Here is a 15,060-nt window from a genome sequence, read left to right on the forward strand (position 1 = left end):
GCCGTGACGATGCATACGGTTCAGTCCACACTGGCCACGGTCCGGCCGGGAATCCTCGATTCCGGCGCTGCGCCGGCCGTCAAGATCGAACCCGGCGACGAGGTTCTCTATCCGGACACCTGGACGAACTGGCAGAACCAGCTGCGGTACGGCATGTCGTCGGCCGACCGTGCGCGGCTGCGCAAGGAGTACCCGGGTTGCCCGTTCCAGATCATCGGCCCGGTCGAGGTGACCGGTGCCGAGCCCGGCGACGTCGTCGAGTGCCGGTTGACGGAGTTGCGGCTGAGCGACTGGGGCGGGAACGCCTTCCCGACCCGGGCCGGCGCGTTGCCGTACGACTTCGACGAGCCGTACTTCCACGACTTCCGGTTCGACCAGACCCGGACCCGAGCCGACTACGTCCACGGGATCTCGCTGCCGCTCGACCCGTTCGCCGGCATCATCGCGGTCGAACCGCCAGGCGACGAGCAGGTGAGCGCGCTGGTCGGCGGCGTGCACGGCGGCAACCTGGCACTTCCCGAGCTCACCGTGGGTTCGTCGCTGTTTCTTCCCGTGGCCAAGCCGGGAGCCCGGATCTGGATCGGTGATGTGCACGCCTTGCAGGGCGACGGGCTGGTCGACCAGACCGGTCTGAAGTCGACGGCCGAGCGTCTGCGGATGCGGTACGACCTCCACAAGAACGTCGGCTTGACCCGGCCCCTGGCCGAGACCGACACGCACTGGGTCGGCATCGGACTGGCCGACAGCCTGGAGGCCGCGCTGGTCGACTGCCTGCGCGCAATGATCAGCTGGTTCAGCGCGGCATCCGGCGTCACCCGCGCCGAGGCCCACGCACTGTGCAGCATGGCGGCGAGCTTCCGGATCACCCAGTACGCGGACCAGAGCGAGATCCACCACGTCGATGTTCCCCTGCCGCCCAAGGGCGTGCACGCCCTGCTGCGCAAAGACGTCTTTCCGGCCGACCTGCGTACCCGGGTCGACCGTTGGCTGCGCCCCGCGGCCTGACGCGATTCAACTTTTTCCCGGACAGGAAGGCGAAACCGGGTGATGAGTACGACGCATGTGCATTATGTCCAGCAGTTGCTGACCCGTTTCGATGCCGATCCGGATCGCGTTGCGTTGGTCAGCAGGGGTGTGCTCCTCACCGCAGGGGAACTGGCCGATGCCACCCGCCGGGCCGCGGCCGTGATGGGCCACCACGGCATCAGCCGTGGCGACGTCGTCTGCATTCTGACCGAGCCGAACACCGCCGCCACGCTGATCCTGCGGTGGGCGGCGGACTTGGTGGGGGCGACCGCCGCGCACGTGCGCGGGATGAACGCGGTGGTGCCCGATGACGAGTTGCGGGTGGAGTTGCAGCGCGCGGTCGTCGCGGATCTCGGCGCACGGATGCTGGCGGTCGATCCGGCCAACGAGGAGCGGGCGCGGGATCTGGTGGTGAACGCGGCCGATCGGCCGATTCTCGCCGTGCTGGGCACCGGGCAGCCGGACACTGTGGACCTGACCGCGGGTTCCGGTGCTGGTGTGGGTCCGTGTGCGGACATCGTCGACGGTGACCTCGCGTTGATCACCCAGACCAGCGGGTCGAGCGGCCTGCCGAAGGGCGTCTGCTGGACCTTCGGGGTCAAGAACGAGATGGCCACGTCGGCCGTCGGCCGCAGCGTCCGGACGAACCTCCTGATCACCGCACCGCTCACCCATTCCAGCGGATTCGGCGCGGACGACACGCTCGTCACCGGTGGCATGGTCGTGCTGCACAACGGCTTCGACGCGGGGGCCGTGCTGCGCGCGGTCGCCGAGTACCGCATCGGCCGGCTCATTCTCGGCACTCCGCAGGTGTACGCGCTCGCCGAGCATCCGGACCGGGCGGGCACCGACCTGTCCAGCTTGACCGAGCTGATCTACACCGGCAGCCCCGGGGCACCGCTCCGGCTGCGCGAGGCCCGGGAGATCTTCGGTCCGGTGCTGATCCAGGTGTACGGCACGACCGAGACCGGCGTGCTCACCATGCTCATCCCGGACGATCACGGCGACCTGCGCGCGTGCGGCACCGTCGGCCGGCCGTTGAACCCCGAAGCGCTGAGCATCCGGGACCCGGAGACCGGCGCGGCGCTGCCCGCCGGCGAGGTCGGCGAGGTCTGTGCGAAGCCACGCTGGCCGATAGCCGGCTATTGGCACGAGCCGAAGCTGACCGCGGCGCTCGTCCGTGACGGCTGGGTGCGCACCGGCGACCTCGGGCACCTCGACGCCGACGGTTACCTGCACCTGAGCGGCCGGATCGCGGACATGATGAAGGTCAAGGGTCTCCGCATCCACCCCGAGGCTGTCGAGAGGGTGCTGAGCCAGGCGCCCGGCGTGTCCCAGGTCGCGGTGTGCGGCGTGGAGGACCCCGACCGCGTGGAGCGGATCTACGCCGCTGTCGTACCGAAGCCCGGTGCGGACCTGGACCCTCAGGAGTTGCGCCGTCATGTCGCCGAGGCACTGTCCGACAACCACGTTCCCAGCTTGATCGAAATCCGCCAGGAACTGCCGGTGACCGGCCCGGGCAAACCCGATCGGGTCCAGCTGCGGGCCGATGCCCGCGCGGCACTGGCCTCGCCCGTCTCCCGGGTCTAGGGGCGATTCAGCCTTCCCGGGAAACGTCGGGCCGCCTCATTCGCGGTGACCACGTGCAGTCAATGTGAGGGATGGTTACCGGGGCACTCGCCGGTTAGTCTGCGATTTATCTCGCTCGGCCGATGGCCATCGCATTTTTCCCGGACAGGAAGGCGAAACCGGGTGATGAGTACGACGCTCGTGCATTATGTGCAGCAGTTGCTGACCCGTTTCGATGCCGATCCGGGTCGCGTTGCGTTGGTCAGCAGGGATGTCCTCTTCACCGCGGGGGAATTGGCCGATGCCACCCGCCGGGCTGCGGCCGTGATGGGCCGCCACGGCATCAGCCGCGGCGACGTCGTCTGTATTTTGACCGAGCCGAACGCCGCCGCCACGCTGATTCTGCAGTGGGCGGCCAACCTGGTGGGGGCAACCGCCGCGCATGTGCGCTGGGTGAATCCGGGCGGGCCCGACGACGAGTTGCGGTTGGAGTTGCGGCGCGCTCTCGGCACGGGTGTTGGTGTGCGGATGCTGGCGGTCGATCGGGCCAACGAGGAGCGGGCGCGGGATCTGGTGGTGAACGTGGCCGGTCGGCCGATTCTCGGGGTGCTGGGCGCCGGGCAGCCGGACACCGTGGATCTGACTGTGGGTTCCGGTGCTGGTGTGGGTCCGTGTGCGGACGTCGTCGACGGTGACCTCGCGGTGATTACCCAGATCAGGCTGTTGAGCGGCCGGAACGGCGTTTGCTGGACCTTCGGGGTCAGGAACGCCATGGTTTCGGCGGCGCCGTGCCTGCCACCCATGGCTGGCGCGAGCGCCACCGGCCGCAGCGGCCGGACAAACCTCCTGATCACCACACCGCTCATTCATTCCGACGTGTTCGCCGCGGACGACACGCTCGTCAGCGGTGGCATGGTCGTGCTGCACAACGGCTTCGACGCGGGGGCCGTGCTGCGTGCGGTCGCCCAGTACCGGATCAGCCGGCTCGCTGTCGGCACTCCTCAGGTGTACGCCCTCGCCGAGCACCCGGACCGGGCGGCCACCGATCTGTCCAGCCTGACCGAGCTGTTCCACGCGGGAAGTCCGGCGGCGCCGCAGCGGCTGCGTGAGGCCCGGGAGGTTCTCGGTCCGGTGCTGATCCAGGTGTACGGCACGACCGAGGCCGGGGTGCTCACCATGCTCGCCCCCGACGATCTCGGCGACCTGGACGCCGGTGGGCCGGTCGGCCGGCCGGTGAATCCCGAGGGGCTGAGCATCAGGGACCCGGAGACGGGCGCGGCGCTGCCCGTCGGCGAGGTCGGCGAGGTTTGTGCGAAGCCACGCTGGCCGTCGGCCGGCTACTGGCATGAGCCCAAACTGACCGAGCAACTCGTCCGTGACGGCTGGGTGCGCACCGGCGACCTCGGGCACCTCGACGCCGACGGTTACCTGCACCTGAGCGGCCGGATCGCGGACATGATGAAGGTCAAGGGCATCCGCATCCACCTCGAGGCGGTGGAGAGTGTGCTCAGCCGGGCCTCGGGCGTGTCCCAGGCCGCAGTGTGCGGGGTCGAAGACGCCAATCGGGTGGAGCACATCTACGCCGCCGTCGTGCCGGAACCCGGCGTCGTCGTGGACCTCCAGGAGTTGCGCCGTCATGTCGCCGAGGCCCTGTCCGACAACCACGTCCCCAGCTTGATCGAGATTCGCCGGGGACTACCGAAGACCGGCTGGGGCAAACCCGATCGGGTCCAACTGCAGGCCGCTGCCCGCGCGGCACTGACCCGCCTCGTCTCCCCGGTCTAGGGGACCGGATGGATCTCCGTCAGGCACAGAAGGGGAGGGTCTCGTGAACCGCACCTCTACCCGGTACACCGACCACGTTTCCGCCGACCAGCGCCGGGCCTGGGCCGCCGCGGGCCACTACCCGGGCCAGGACTTGTACTCCCTGTTCCGGGGCCACGTCCAGCGCGCGCCTCAGGCGCCGGCCGTGCTGGACGCCGAGGGGACGGTCAGCTACGGCGAACTGGACGGGACAGCCCGGCGCCTGGCCGCGGGGCTGGCACAGCTTGGCATCGGCCCCGGCGACGTCGTGGCGGTCCAGTTGCCCAACGCCCGTCTCGCGTGTGCCGTCGACCTCGCCGTCGCGGCGGTGGGCGCCATCGTGCTGCCGTTTCCGCTCGGCCGGGGCGACCGCGACGCGGCGAGCCTGTTGCGCCGCTCCGAGGCGGTCGCGGTGATTACCGTCGCCGATCATCACGGCTATCCCTGCGCCGAGCGCATCCGGAAACACGCTGACGCCCTGCCGATGCTGCGTGCCGTCATCGTCGCCGGGGACGGCGCAGCCGAGACGCCGGGCTGCGTGCCGCTCGAGTCCCTGTTCGCCGCCACCGCGGACGAGTTCGTGCCGCGGGAATTCGACCCCGACGGGCCGGCGCGGATCCTGGTTACCTCCGGGTCCGAGGCGGAACCGAAGATGGTCCTGTATTCGCACAACGCGCTGACCGGCGGGCGGGGTGCCATGATGGCCGGCCTGCACCGAGGGTCTCCGGCCACGATGCGTAACTTGTTCCTCGTCCCGCTGGCGTCGGCCTTCGGCTCCAGCGGAACGCCGGTCACCCTCGCGACCCTGGGCGGGACCCTCGTGTTGAGGCCGACCTTCGACGCTGCCGCGACGCTGCGGACCATCGCCGACACCCGGCCCACCCACCTGCTGGGCGTGCCGACGATGCTGCGCATGCTGCTGGACTGCCCGGAGATCCAGGACGCCGACCTCAGCGCCCTGCAAGCCGCCGTACTCGGTGGGTCCGCGCTCGACCCGGACACCGCGCGGCGCGCCGAGGAGCTCCTGGGCTGCACAGTCGTCTCGCTGTACGGCTCGGCCGACGGGGTGTCGTGCAACAGCGGTCTCGGCCGTTACGACGGTACGGTCGGCTGTCCCGACCCCGCCGTCGCGGACATTCGCATCGTCGGCCCGGACGGGCTCGAGCTGCCGGCCGGAGCGACCGGTGAGGTCGTCGCGCGCGGCCCGATGTCGCCGATGAGCTACATCAATTCCCCCGAGCTGGACCGCACGCTGCGCACCCCGGACGGGTGGACCCGTACCGGAGACCTCGGGTTGATCGACGACCAGGGCCGGCTCCGGATCGTCGGACGCCGCAAGGACGTGGTCATCCGCGGCGGCCTCAACATCAGCCCGGCGGAGGTCGAGTCGGTGCTGATCACGCATCCCGCGATCCGCGACGTCGCCTGCGTAGCGGTGCCGGACCCGCTGTACGGCGAACGCGTCTGCGCCTGCGTCGCCACCTCGGCCGAGCTGAGTCTGGCCGAGGTCACCGCCCACCTCGCCGCGGCCGGGATGGAGCCACGGAAGTTCCCGGAACGTCTGTTGCTGTTGGCCGCTCTGCCGCTGAGCGCCGCGGGAAAGGTGGACCGGCAGGCGCTTCGGGTGCAGGCCGCAGACCAGGGATCCGACGCGACCCGGTGAAACCCGGTCCAGAACAGAGGATGTCACCGCATGACTGAGGGAATTTCGGAACCGATCTCGTACCTACAGCACTGGGATCGCACCGAACCGTTCGATCCGCCGGCGGTGCTCGGTGAGCTGGTCCGGACGCGGCCACTGACCCGGATGGTGTATCCCGACGGTCACATCGGCTGGCTGGCCACCAGCCACGACCTCGCCCGTGAGGTGCTCAGCAACCAGGCGTTCAGCCACCGGTTCCACACCACCCACGCCCCCGTGACGAAGAAGGGCGAGATATTCCCGTCCGTGCCCATCGTGCCGGGCGGGTTCATCCACATGGATCCGCCGGAGCACACCCGCTACCGCAACCTGCTCAGCAGCGAGTTCAGTGCCCGCGCCACGAGGGCGTACGCCCCGCGGGTGGCCGAGCTGGCCACCGCGCAGCTCACCCAGGTGCGGGAGCACGGCTCGCCGGTCGACCTCCTGCCGACCTACGTCCGGCCGCTCTCGCTGCGGGTGTTGTGCGAGGTGCTGGGGGTGCCGTTCGCCGGCAGCCCGGTCCTGTCCGCCCTGAGCGACAGCGCCACCGATAACGAGGTCAGCCTCGAGGCGGAGCGGGAGGCCGGGACACAGGCGTACCACTACCTCCTGGACCTCGTGGGCAAGGCACGGGTCGAGCCGGGCGCGAACGTCATCGGGCGGCTGGCCGCCGAGCCCGGGCTGACCGACCGCGAGATCACCAACATGCTGCTGATCGTCTTCGCGGCGGGCTTCGCCAGCTGCGAGGGCGCGCTCGCGTCGTCGTTGCTGGCGCTGCTGCATCATGGCGACCAGCTCGACACGCTGCGTTCGGCCGCCCGGATCGGCGGCGCGAGCGGCATCGAGGGAATGGTCGAGGAGCTACTGCGGTACACGTCGGTCAACCAGTTCCAGATCTTCCGGACCGCGCTGTCCGATGTGAAGCTCGGCGGGGAGCTGATCCGCGAGGGGGAGACGGTGACGGTCGCCTTGCCGGCGGCCAACCGTGATCCGGCCAAGTTCGGTTGTCCCGACCGGTTCGACCTGAGCCAGGACGCGTCCGCTCACCTGGCCTTCGGGTACGGCGTACACGCCTGCGTCGGGCAGCGGCTGGCCCGGCTCGTCCTGGCCGAGGCGCTGACCTCGCTGGTGCTCGGCCTGCCCGGACTCGCCTTGGACGTGCCGCTGGAGCAGGTTCCGGTGCGTCTGAAGACCCCGGTGCTGAGCGTACTGCGCCTGCCGGTTCGCTTTTGATCCCGACCCGTTCGCGGGCGGCCGGACGCCATCCGGCCGCCCGCATGCTTCACCGCCGCGAACGCGGCGCCCGGTCGGCGCATGCCAGCAGCGAGTCGCGGATGTGGTCGTGGATCGAGTCCATCTGCTCGGTCGTGAAGCACTGCGTGCTGTACGGCATCTCGATGCTGAACCGGCCGTAGATCGTCGCCGGCGACGCGAGCAACGGGCCCGCGCCGCGCTCCGGGTCCCACCGGCTGGACAGCGGAAACTTGGTCATGTCGACGATCTCCAGTCCCTTCGGGGATGGCGGCCCGTCGATTCGTCCGACGTTGGTGAGCACCAGGCTGGTCGGCCAGAGCTGAGGGTGGGGGAGTAGCCGGTCCAATGCCTGCATCTCCCTCGGCGCGTCACCCCGTTCGATGCCGGCGCGCAACTCGGTGGTGAAGCGGTGGCCGAGCTTGACCAGGTCGACGCCTCTGGGCACCTCGAGCAGATCGCGATACCAGGAGACCATCGGCACCATCGCCTCGTGGCTGAGGCCCGGCGCGACCTGGTCGCGCAGGTCGACCGTGCAGAAACTCGACAGTCGATGACCGTCCAGCTCCTCGGGCAGGCCGGCGCGTACGGCCGCCAGCAATGCCGCGGCGACCAGCCCGTTCACCGACACCCCGGCGTCCTTGGCGAAGGCCAGCAGACCGGTGGTCTCCGATTCGGTCAGCCGGAGCCGGCGCGAGGTCATCAGGCTCTCCGCCGGCACCGCCGGGGTGGACCCGGCCGCCCGGAACGGCAGAGACGCCACCGGCGCGCCCTCGGCCCGCTTGAGCCGCTCCTGGACGTAGGCGTCCAGCTCGGCCTCGCTGCGCGGCGGCAGCCAGTCGTCGAGCGGCGCCGGCCACTCCTGCGGCCGCGGCTCCGGAGCCGAATAGCTGCCGGATTGAATGTCGATGTAGCGCTGCCAGATCCGGCGGCAGAACGCGGTCGCGCTGCGGCCGTCGCAGATCGCATGGTCGACGCCGAACATCACGACGTCCTCGTCGGCGCCGGTCAGCAGGACGGCACGCGCGAGCGGGCCACCGAGGTGCAATGGCTTGTTGTACTCCTGAAGCTGTGCACCGGGCTCGTTGCGCCGGACGTGCAGGCGCGGCAGCTCGCTCGGCTCGAGCAGGCTGAGGTAGTAGTCGTCGCCGTCCTTCTCCAGCCGGCTGCGCAGACCCGGCGCCTCCGCGAGGACAGCGGTGAACGCCGCGTCCAGGAGTTGCGCGTCGACGCCGCCGCGCACCACGCAGATCTGCAGCGCCTGTGTCCTGATCTCGCTGACGTACATCCGTTCCGACCGGGCAATTCGTCGGCGCATGCCTTCCTCCTCGTTGTCGGGATCAGCCGACTTCGCCGGCCAGAATCGCGCTGCGGTGCGCATGCCAGTCACCGTCGTCGGTGACGGTGCGGGTCTTCTCGATGCCGGCCCGGACGGTCAGATAACGACGGCCCTTCAACACCACCTGGCCGTCGGAGACCGCTCGGCTGTAGAGCTCGGCGCCGTCGCCGCCGGCCGCGAGCGCGGCGTTGATCGCTTCTTCCGCCGGCGCCCAGTCCGACCGGTCGCGGACTTTCGCGGTGAACGCGTAGACCGTGCTCCACTGGCCGAGCCGGGGGCGGCGCTGCAGCGACACACCGTCCCCGCCAGGGGTGAGCCGGTACCGGCAGCCGTACTGCCGTTGATCGCCGGCGGCGCCGTCGAGGCGCAGAGGCTCGACGAAGGACGGTCCGGCGTACCCGATGTCGACCAGCCAGGACCCGCCGTCCACGCGGGCCAGGATCAGCATGTGCTCGACCTCGACACCATAGGACCGGCGGCCCTCCGCCGTCGTGCCGGCGATCAGGTCGGCATCGAACCCGAGGTCGCGCAGCAGCCGCAGGAACAACCGGGTCATCTGGACGCAGCCGCCGCCGTGGCCCGCCGCGATCACCGAGTCGAACGTCGCGTCCTCGTCGAAGTCGACCAGATCGACCAGCCGTCCGCTCGGCGCCGGCACGGCCAGCGAGCCCGCACTGTTGAACGGAATGCTCTCCATGTGCCGCTTGTGCAGTGCGACGAGGGTCGCCAGATCCGCGGCCGGCTGGCTGGTGGCGGAGTCGTAGCCCAACCGCCGCAGGTACGTGTCGATGTCGTACATCGTCTGTCTCTCTCCGGGCATCCCTCACGCCGACAGCCGGCAGGCCGGAAAAGCCTGCCGGCTGTCGAATCCGACCGTGGACCGCTATTCGACGTTGTCGTCGAACGAAGACACCAGCGGTCGCAGCGGAGTGAAGTCGTGCCAGGGGTTCTGGAGGATCTGACGCCACGTCGCGTCGTGCCCGCGGACCTTGAGCCGGAAGTAGACCGTGCGCCGGACGGAGTCGGACGTGTTGCTGCCGACGTTGTGGCCGACCATGTAGTGCTTCAGCAGCATGTCTCCCGCGCGGCCGCGCACCTGCTCCCGCTCGGGCAGCTTGATGTCCGGGTAGGAGGTGAAGGCGTCGGGCCCGTGCTCACGGAAGTACTTTGCGTGAGCGCGGTGCGTTCCCGGCCAGGCGTAGAGGTTCCCGGAATCGTCGCCGTCCTGGTCGGTGAGGAAGAAACCGGCGAGCATGGTGAAGGTCCGCGGGGGCTCATCGGCCTTCCGGCGCATTCCGCCGTCGATGTGCGGCATTCCCCGGTCGTCGACGTAGGGCGGAAAGGTCATGGCGATCTGCGTCTGCCACGGATATTCCATGGCACCGTCACCGGTGAGTTCTTCGGCGAGCTCGAAGGCCTGGGTGTCCCGCAGAAGCGCCGCGAGGTCCGGCTCCTCCTCCCACTTCGGGAACATGAAGTGCGGTCCGGCGTGCCCCTCCCCGGGCGGATACGCGCGCAGCTGCTTGTCCACCGCCGCGTTGGCCGCGGCCAGGATGTCCGGAGGCACGACGTCCGGGATCACGATGTAGCCGCGTTCGGCGAACTCAAGCAGCTGTTCACGAGTCAGCTTCCGCTGCACACTCAACGTCCGCGAGTCGATGCTGCTCGGCATGGCTTCGGTGGGTGCGGCGGGCGCTGCGCGCCTGGCCGATTCCAGGATCGCCCGTTCGATCGCCGTCGTGGCGGAAGCGCCACCGCGGGTCAGGGCGGCAAGTGCCTGCTTGATCCGGTCGTCAACGCGAATGGTGATCGTGTCGTCTTCAGCCACGAACCTGCCACCCTTCCTGTCGCATTCGATGTTCAGGACGTGCTGCCGATGCTAGGTCGGATGTGGAGGGATCCCTATCCCTCGGTCTGACAGCACCTGGCCGCGGGACTCCCGCCAGCCGGAAATCACAGCTCCCGCAGGCATTCAAAACCGAGTCAATCTCGTTGGTCTCTGGTGGGAATTCGGTCGTGTCGTGGGCGTTCACGCGACCCCGCAGATGTGACACGGCGTCGTTCTTTCCGTAGAAGTAGGAGAAGAAGTAGTCGAACGGGTGAAGGCGCTCATTGTTTCGGCCTGCGGGGCTCAGGTGCGGGTGATCGTGGCGAGCCAGGCGGGTACCTCGTCGGCAGATATGTTGTTCTCCAGCGTTGCGGGTTCGATCGAGTCGACCCGCCAGCCGGTGGCGAAGGTGGCCCGGATTTCGTCCTGGCTCACTCGTCGTGGTCCGTTGCCGGGTGGGAGGCGGTCGCTGAAGCAGAGGAGGAACAATCGTGCCTCCGGGGGCATGACGGTGGCCAGGTTGTCGGCGTAGCGGATCCGTTCGGGGTCGCTGAAGACGTGGAACAGGCCGCTGTCGAGGACTGTGTCGAACTGCTCGCCTGGCTTGCCGAGTTCGAAGGCGTTCCCGACCAGGAAGCGCGCTTGCAGGCCGCGCTCGCGGGCTTTGCGCCGCGCGGTCTCGATCGCTGTCGGCGCTGGGTCGATGCCGAGGGTCGGCAGGCCGAGCGCGGCCGCCAAGAGGGCGTGCTCGCCGGTGCCGCAGCCGACTTCGAGGACCCGGCCGCGGAAGGCGCCTGCCTCGGCGAGGTGACGCATGGCCGGTTGCGGGAGGCCGGCGTCCCAGGGCGGCGTCTCGGCGGTGTACCAGTCGAAGAGTTCCGGCGACAAGGCCCTGGCCAGTCGGCGTGCCAGTTTCTCCAGCGTCCCGACCAGTTCCTTGGCCTGGCAGGGGTCCTGGATCCCGGCTGCTGCGGCGAGCCGCTCGTCGATCCGCGCGGCAGCGTTGTGCCGGGGGATCGGCCGGACCACGGTCCGTCCGGGGGCGTTCGGGTCGGCGGCGGTGGTCACGGCGTCGAGGTTGCTCAGGGTGGTGACGGACGCCTCCACGTGGCTTGCTGGGAAGCCGGTGCGGTCGGCGATCTCGGTGATCGAGGTGTCCGGGTGTTCGAACACGTCGGTCATGACGAGGCGCACGCCGGGGGACAGCCGCTGCAAACCGGTGGGGTCCGGGATGGCGTCCTCGCCGATCTGCATCAGCTTGCGCGCGAGGTCGTACAGCTCGAAGCCGTCCATGTCGGAAGCGTGATCGACGCGGGGCGGGGCACGCCATCCCACAGATTGACAGTGCGCTCGGCGGTTCACCCGCGACGGCTGGACGACTGGCGTCGCGTGTCTGAGGGCTTTGGACGGGGTGGCTCTGGTCAGGATCTGACCGGCGGTCCTGGTCCAGCTGGACGGCTCGCAGCGTTGGTTGTAGGCGTCGATGAACGTGCGGATCGCGTAGCCGAGGTCCGGGACGCCGGTGAAGGTTCCGCGTCGGATGGCCTGGCGGGTGATGACGCCGATGAAGATCTCGACCGACCCTGCACCAACTTGTCAGGCGAACTTCCGGCGCAGGGCATTAGCAGCGTGAGGGATGCCAGGGCCCCGCGGTTTGGATCTACCGTGTCCGGTGAGCATCGCGCTACCGGGCCGTATGAAAGAAGTGAGCTTTCATGGGTGTGACCCAGTCCGAACGGACACTGTCCAGTTTTCTCGCCCATCTCGACGGGTTGTGAGCGCGTGGAGAGGCGCATTTTGACGAGAAGACCCAGGCGTGGCACGTTTTATCCACGTATTCCGCGCGAGGCTCACGCTGTTTATCAGGAATGCACGAACGTAGATTTCCGGCTCGCCCTGGCGAATGCGGCACGAACTTCCAGCGCGTGGTCGCAGAACGGGACGCGTACCTCGATGCCGACGACCATGCCCATCCGTTCGGTCCGCCTTCCCAGTCGGATTGTTCTACCTGTCGGGTACGGCGTTCCGGATGTGGAAGAACGGTATGACATTTTGAGTACTCGGTCCGCTGGAGAGCACAGTGGAGGGCGCCTCCGACATGTCCATGGCGGCCAAGGTCCGCTGGACACTCGCGCAGTCGGTGCAACGCTCGCCCACGAGGGAGGGCAACGGTGACGATCCGGGTTTGGGACTACCTGCCGGAGTACCACGACGAACGCGAGGAGGTGCTCGCCGCGGTGGCGAAGGTGTTCGAGTCCGGCCAGCTGATACTGGGTCCGAGCGTGGCCGGGTTCGAGGCGGAGTTCGCGGCGTACCACGGCGTCACCCACTGCGCCGGCGTGGACAACGGCACCAACGCGATCAAGCTGGGGTTGCAGGCGCTCGGCGTGGGCCCGGGCGACGAGGTGATCACGGTCGCCAACACCGCCGCGCCGACCGTGGTGGCCATCGACGGGACGGGCGCCAAGCCGGTCTTCGTGGATGTGCGCGAGGACGACTTCCTCATGGACACCGACCAGGTTGCGGCCGCGATCGGCCCGCGTACCCGGGCGCTGGTCCCCGTGCACCTCTACGGCCAGTGCGTCGACATGGCCCCGCTACGCCGGTTGGCCGCCCGGCACGGCCTGGCCGTCCTGGAAGACTGCGCCCAAGCGCACGGCGCGCGCCACCACGGCCAGCTGGCCGGCGCGATGGGCGACGCCGCCGCGTTCTCGTTCTATCCCACGAAGGTTCTCGGCGCATACGGCGACGGCGGCGCCGTGATCACCGGCGACGAGCACACCGACCAGAACATCCGGCGCCTGCGCTACTACGGCATGGAGGACCGCTACTACGTGGAGCGGACTCCCGGGCACAACAGCCGCCTCGACGAGGTACAGGCCGAGATCCTGCGGGGCAAGCTGCGCCGGCTCGACGCGTACATCTCGGGGCGCCGCGTAGTCGCGCGGCGCTACACCGAGGCGCTGGGCGACCTCGCCGAGCCGGGCGGGCTCGTGCTGCCGACGGTGTCGCCCGGGAATGAGCACGTGTACTACCTGTACGCGGTTCGGCACCCCAGGCGGGACGAGATCATCGAGCGGCTGCGCGCGTACGACATCGCGCTGAACATCAGCTACCCCTGGCCGGTGCACACGATGGCCGGATTCGCGCACCTCGGTTACGCCAAGGGCTCGCTGCCGGTCACCGAGAAACTGGCCGGCGAGGTGTTCTCGCTGCCGATGTACCCGTCGCTGCCGCTCGACCGGCAGCAGGCGGTGATCCGGGCCCTTCGCGAGGTGCTGGCCGGTTTCTGAGACAACCCATCTGGTACGGAGGGAACACCATGCCGGGAGAACTGGCGACCGCCACCTGCAGAGTGTGCGACGGGAATGTCCATGAGTTCCTCGACCTCGGCCGTCAGCCGCTGTCCGACGCGTTCCGAGAGCCGGACAGCGATGCCACGGAGTTCTTCTTCCGGCTCGCCGTCGGGCAATGCGAGTCGTGCACGATGGTGCAGCTCACCGAGTCGGTACCGCGGGAGCGAATGTTCCACGAGGATTACCCGTACCACTCGTCCGGGTCGGCGGTGATGCGTGAGCACTTCGCGAGCGTCGCACGACGGTTCCTCGCCACCGAGCTGGCCGTGCCGGACCCGTTCATCGTCGAGATGGGCTGCAACGACGGCGTCATGCTGAGCACGATCCAACAGGCCGGCGTACGCCATCTGGGCTTCGAACCCTCCGGGCGGGTGGCCGAGGTGGCCCGCGCCGCGGGCGTCCGGGTACGCACCGCGTTCTTCGAGGACTCGACGGCGGCGCAGGTCCGTGCGGCGGAAGGGCCGGCCCAGGTCATCTTCGCGGCGAACACCATGTGTCACATCCCGTACCCGGACTCGATCTTCCGCGGCGTGGACGCGCTGCTGGCGCCGGACGGCGTGTTCGTGTTCGAGGACCCGTACCTCGGTGACCTGGTGGCGAAGACGTCCTTCGACCAGATCTACGACGAGCACTTCTTCCTGTTCAGCGGGCACTCGGTGCGGGCCATGGCCGAGCACTACGGATTCGAGTTGGTCGACGTCGAACGGCTGCCGGTGCACGGCGGCGAGATCCGGTACACGCTCGCCCGGGCCGGGAGGCGCACGCCCAGCGCCGCCGTCGCCGCCCTGCTCGCCGAGGAGGACGCCCGCGGGCTGTCCGGTATGGAGACCCTGCGTGGCTTCGCCGCCGACGTGATGCGCGTGCGCGACGACCTGGTGGAACTGCTGCGGCGGCTGCGCAAGGACGGATCCCGCGTGGTCGCCTACGGCGCCACGGCGAAAAGCGCCACAGTCACCAACTTCTGCGATATCGGGCCCGAGCTCGTCTCCTACGTGTGTGACAGTACGCCCGCCAAGCAGCACCGGCTGACGCCCGGCAAGCACATCCCGGTACGCCCGCCGACCGCGTTCCGCGATCCGTACCCGGACTACGCGCTGTTGTTCGCGTGGAACCACGCCGACGAAATCATGGCGAACGAGCAGGAATTCCGGCGCTCCGGCGGGCGATGGATCAGCTATGTGCCGAACGTCCGGGTGCTCTGAGGGAT

At 69.2% G+C, this 15,060-nt stretch carries 12 protein-coding genes; 7 read left to right on the plus strand and 5 right to left on the minus strand.

Annotated features, from left to right (window positions below; all coding sequences use genetic code 11):
• Positions 1-9: 9 nt before the first annotated feature.
• The 5 genes from ACH4T9_RS29540 (at position 10) to ACH4T9_RS29560 (ending at position 7,312) form a co-directional block, all read left to right on the plus strand.
• On the plus strand, positions 10-1,005 hold the full coding sequence (locus ACH4T9_RS29540; protein ID WP_396674486.1) for an acetamidase/formamidase family protein: 996 nt from the start codon (positions 10-12) through the stop codon (positions 1,003-1,005).
• Positions 1,006-1,047: 42 nt separating this feature from the next.
• A complete protein-coding gene (locus ACH4T9_RS29545; protein ID WP_396674488.1) occupies positions 1,048-2,616 on the plus strand; it encodes a class I adenylate-forming enzyme family protein in 1,569 nt (522 codons plus the stop codon).
• A 165-nt stretch (positions 2,617-2,781) separates the two neighbouring features.
• Positions 2,782-4,380, plus strand: coding sequence for a fatty acid--CoA ligase family protein (locus ACH4T9_RS29550; protein WP_396674490.1), 1,599 nt, complete (start codon positions 2,782-2,784; stop codon positions 4,378-4,380).
• 43 nt (positions 4,381-4,423) lie between these two features.
• A complete protein-coding gene (locus ACH4T9_RS29555) occupies positions 4,424-6,061 on the plus strand; it encodes a class I adenylate-forming enzyme family protein (RefSeq protein ID WP_396674492.1) in 1,638 nt (545 codons plus the stop codon).
• 30 nt (positions 6,062-6,091) lie between these two features.
• A complete protein-coding gene (locus ACH4T9_RS29560) occupies positions 6,092-7,312 on the plus strand; it encodes a cytochrome P450 (protein WP_396674494.1) in 1,221 nt (406 codons plus the stop codon).
• Positions 7,313-7,361: 49 nt separating this feature from the next.
• Here the strand turns inward: ACH4T9_RS29560 and ACH4T9_RS29565 are convergent, their stop codons facing one another.
• The 5 genes from ACH4T9_RS29565 to ACH4T9_RS29585 all read right to left on the minus strand — a co-directional run bounded on the left by ACH4T9_RS29565 (position 7,362) and on the right by ACH4T9_RS29585 (position 12,548).
• Positions 7,362-8,648: a condensation domain-containing protein gene (locus tag ACH4T9_RS29565; RefSeq protein ID WP_396674496.1), complete on the minus strand. Its 1,287-nt coding sequence runs from the start codon at positions 8,646-8,648 to the stop codon at positions 7,362-7,364.
• A 22-nt stretch (positions 8,649-8,670) separates the two neighbouring features.
• Positions 8,671-9,468, minus strand: coding sequence for an arylamine N-acetyltransferase (locus tag ACH4T9_RS29570; RefSeq protein WP_396674498.1), 798 nt, complete (start codon positions 9,466-9,468; stop codon positions 8,671-8,673).
• 84 nt (positions 9,469-9,552) lie between these two features.
• Positions 9,553-10,497 carry a phytanoyl-CoA dioxygenase family protein gene (locus ACH4T9_RS29575; RefSeq protein WP_396674500.1) on the minus strand — a complete coding sequence of 315 codons (945 nt, stop codon included), beginning with the start codon at positions 10,495-10,497 and terminating at the stop codon, positions 9,553-9,555.
• 303 nt (positions 10,498-10,800) lie between these two features.
• The gene (locus ACH4T9_RS29580) at positions 10,801-11,790 is read right to left on the minus strand and encodes a class I SAM-dependent methyltransferase (protein WP_396674502.1); all 990 of its coding nucleotides are present in this window, start codon (positions 11,788-11,790) and stop codon (positions 10,801-10,803) included.
• 569 nt (positions 11,791-12,359) lie between these two features.
• Positions 12,360-12,548: an asparagine synthase-related protein gene (locus ACH4T9_RS29585; RefSeq protein ID WP_396674504.1), complete on the minus strand. Its 189-nt coding sequence runs from the start codon at positions 12,546-12,548 to the stop codon at positions 12,360-12,362.
• Positions 12,549-12,668: 120 nt separating this feature from the next.
• Between ACH4T9_RS29585 and ACH4T9_RS29590 the strand changes: the two genes are divergently transcribed.
• A complete protein-coding gene (locus ACH4T9_RS29590) occupies positions 12,669-13,790 on the plus strand; it encodes a DegT/DnrJ/EryC1/StrS family aminotransferase (RefSeq protein ID WP_396674506.1) in 1,122 nt (373 codons plus the stop codon).
• A 29-nt stretch (positions 13,791-13,819) separates the two neighbouring features.
• On the plus strand, positions 13,820-15,055 hold the full coding sequence (locus ACH4T9_RS29595) for a methyltransferase domain-containing protein (protein WP_396674508.1): 1,236 nt from the start codon (positions 13,820-13,822) through the stop codon (positions 15,053-15,055).
• The last annotated feature ends 5 nt before the right edge of the window (positions 15,056-15,060 follow it).

Source organism: Micromonospora sp. NPDC020750 (genome assembly GCF_044334565.1).
Taxonomy (GTDB): Bacteria; Actinomycetota; Actinomycetes; order Mycobacteriales; family Micromonosporaceae; genus Micromonospora.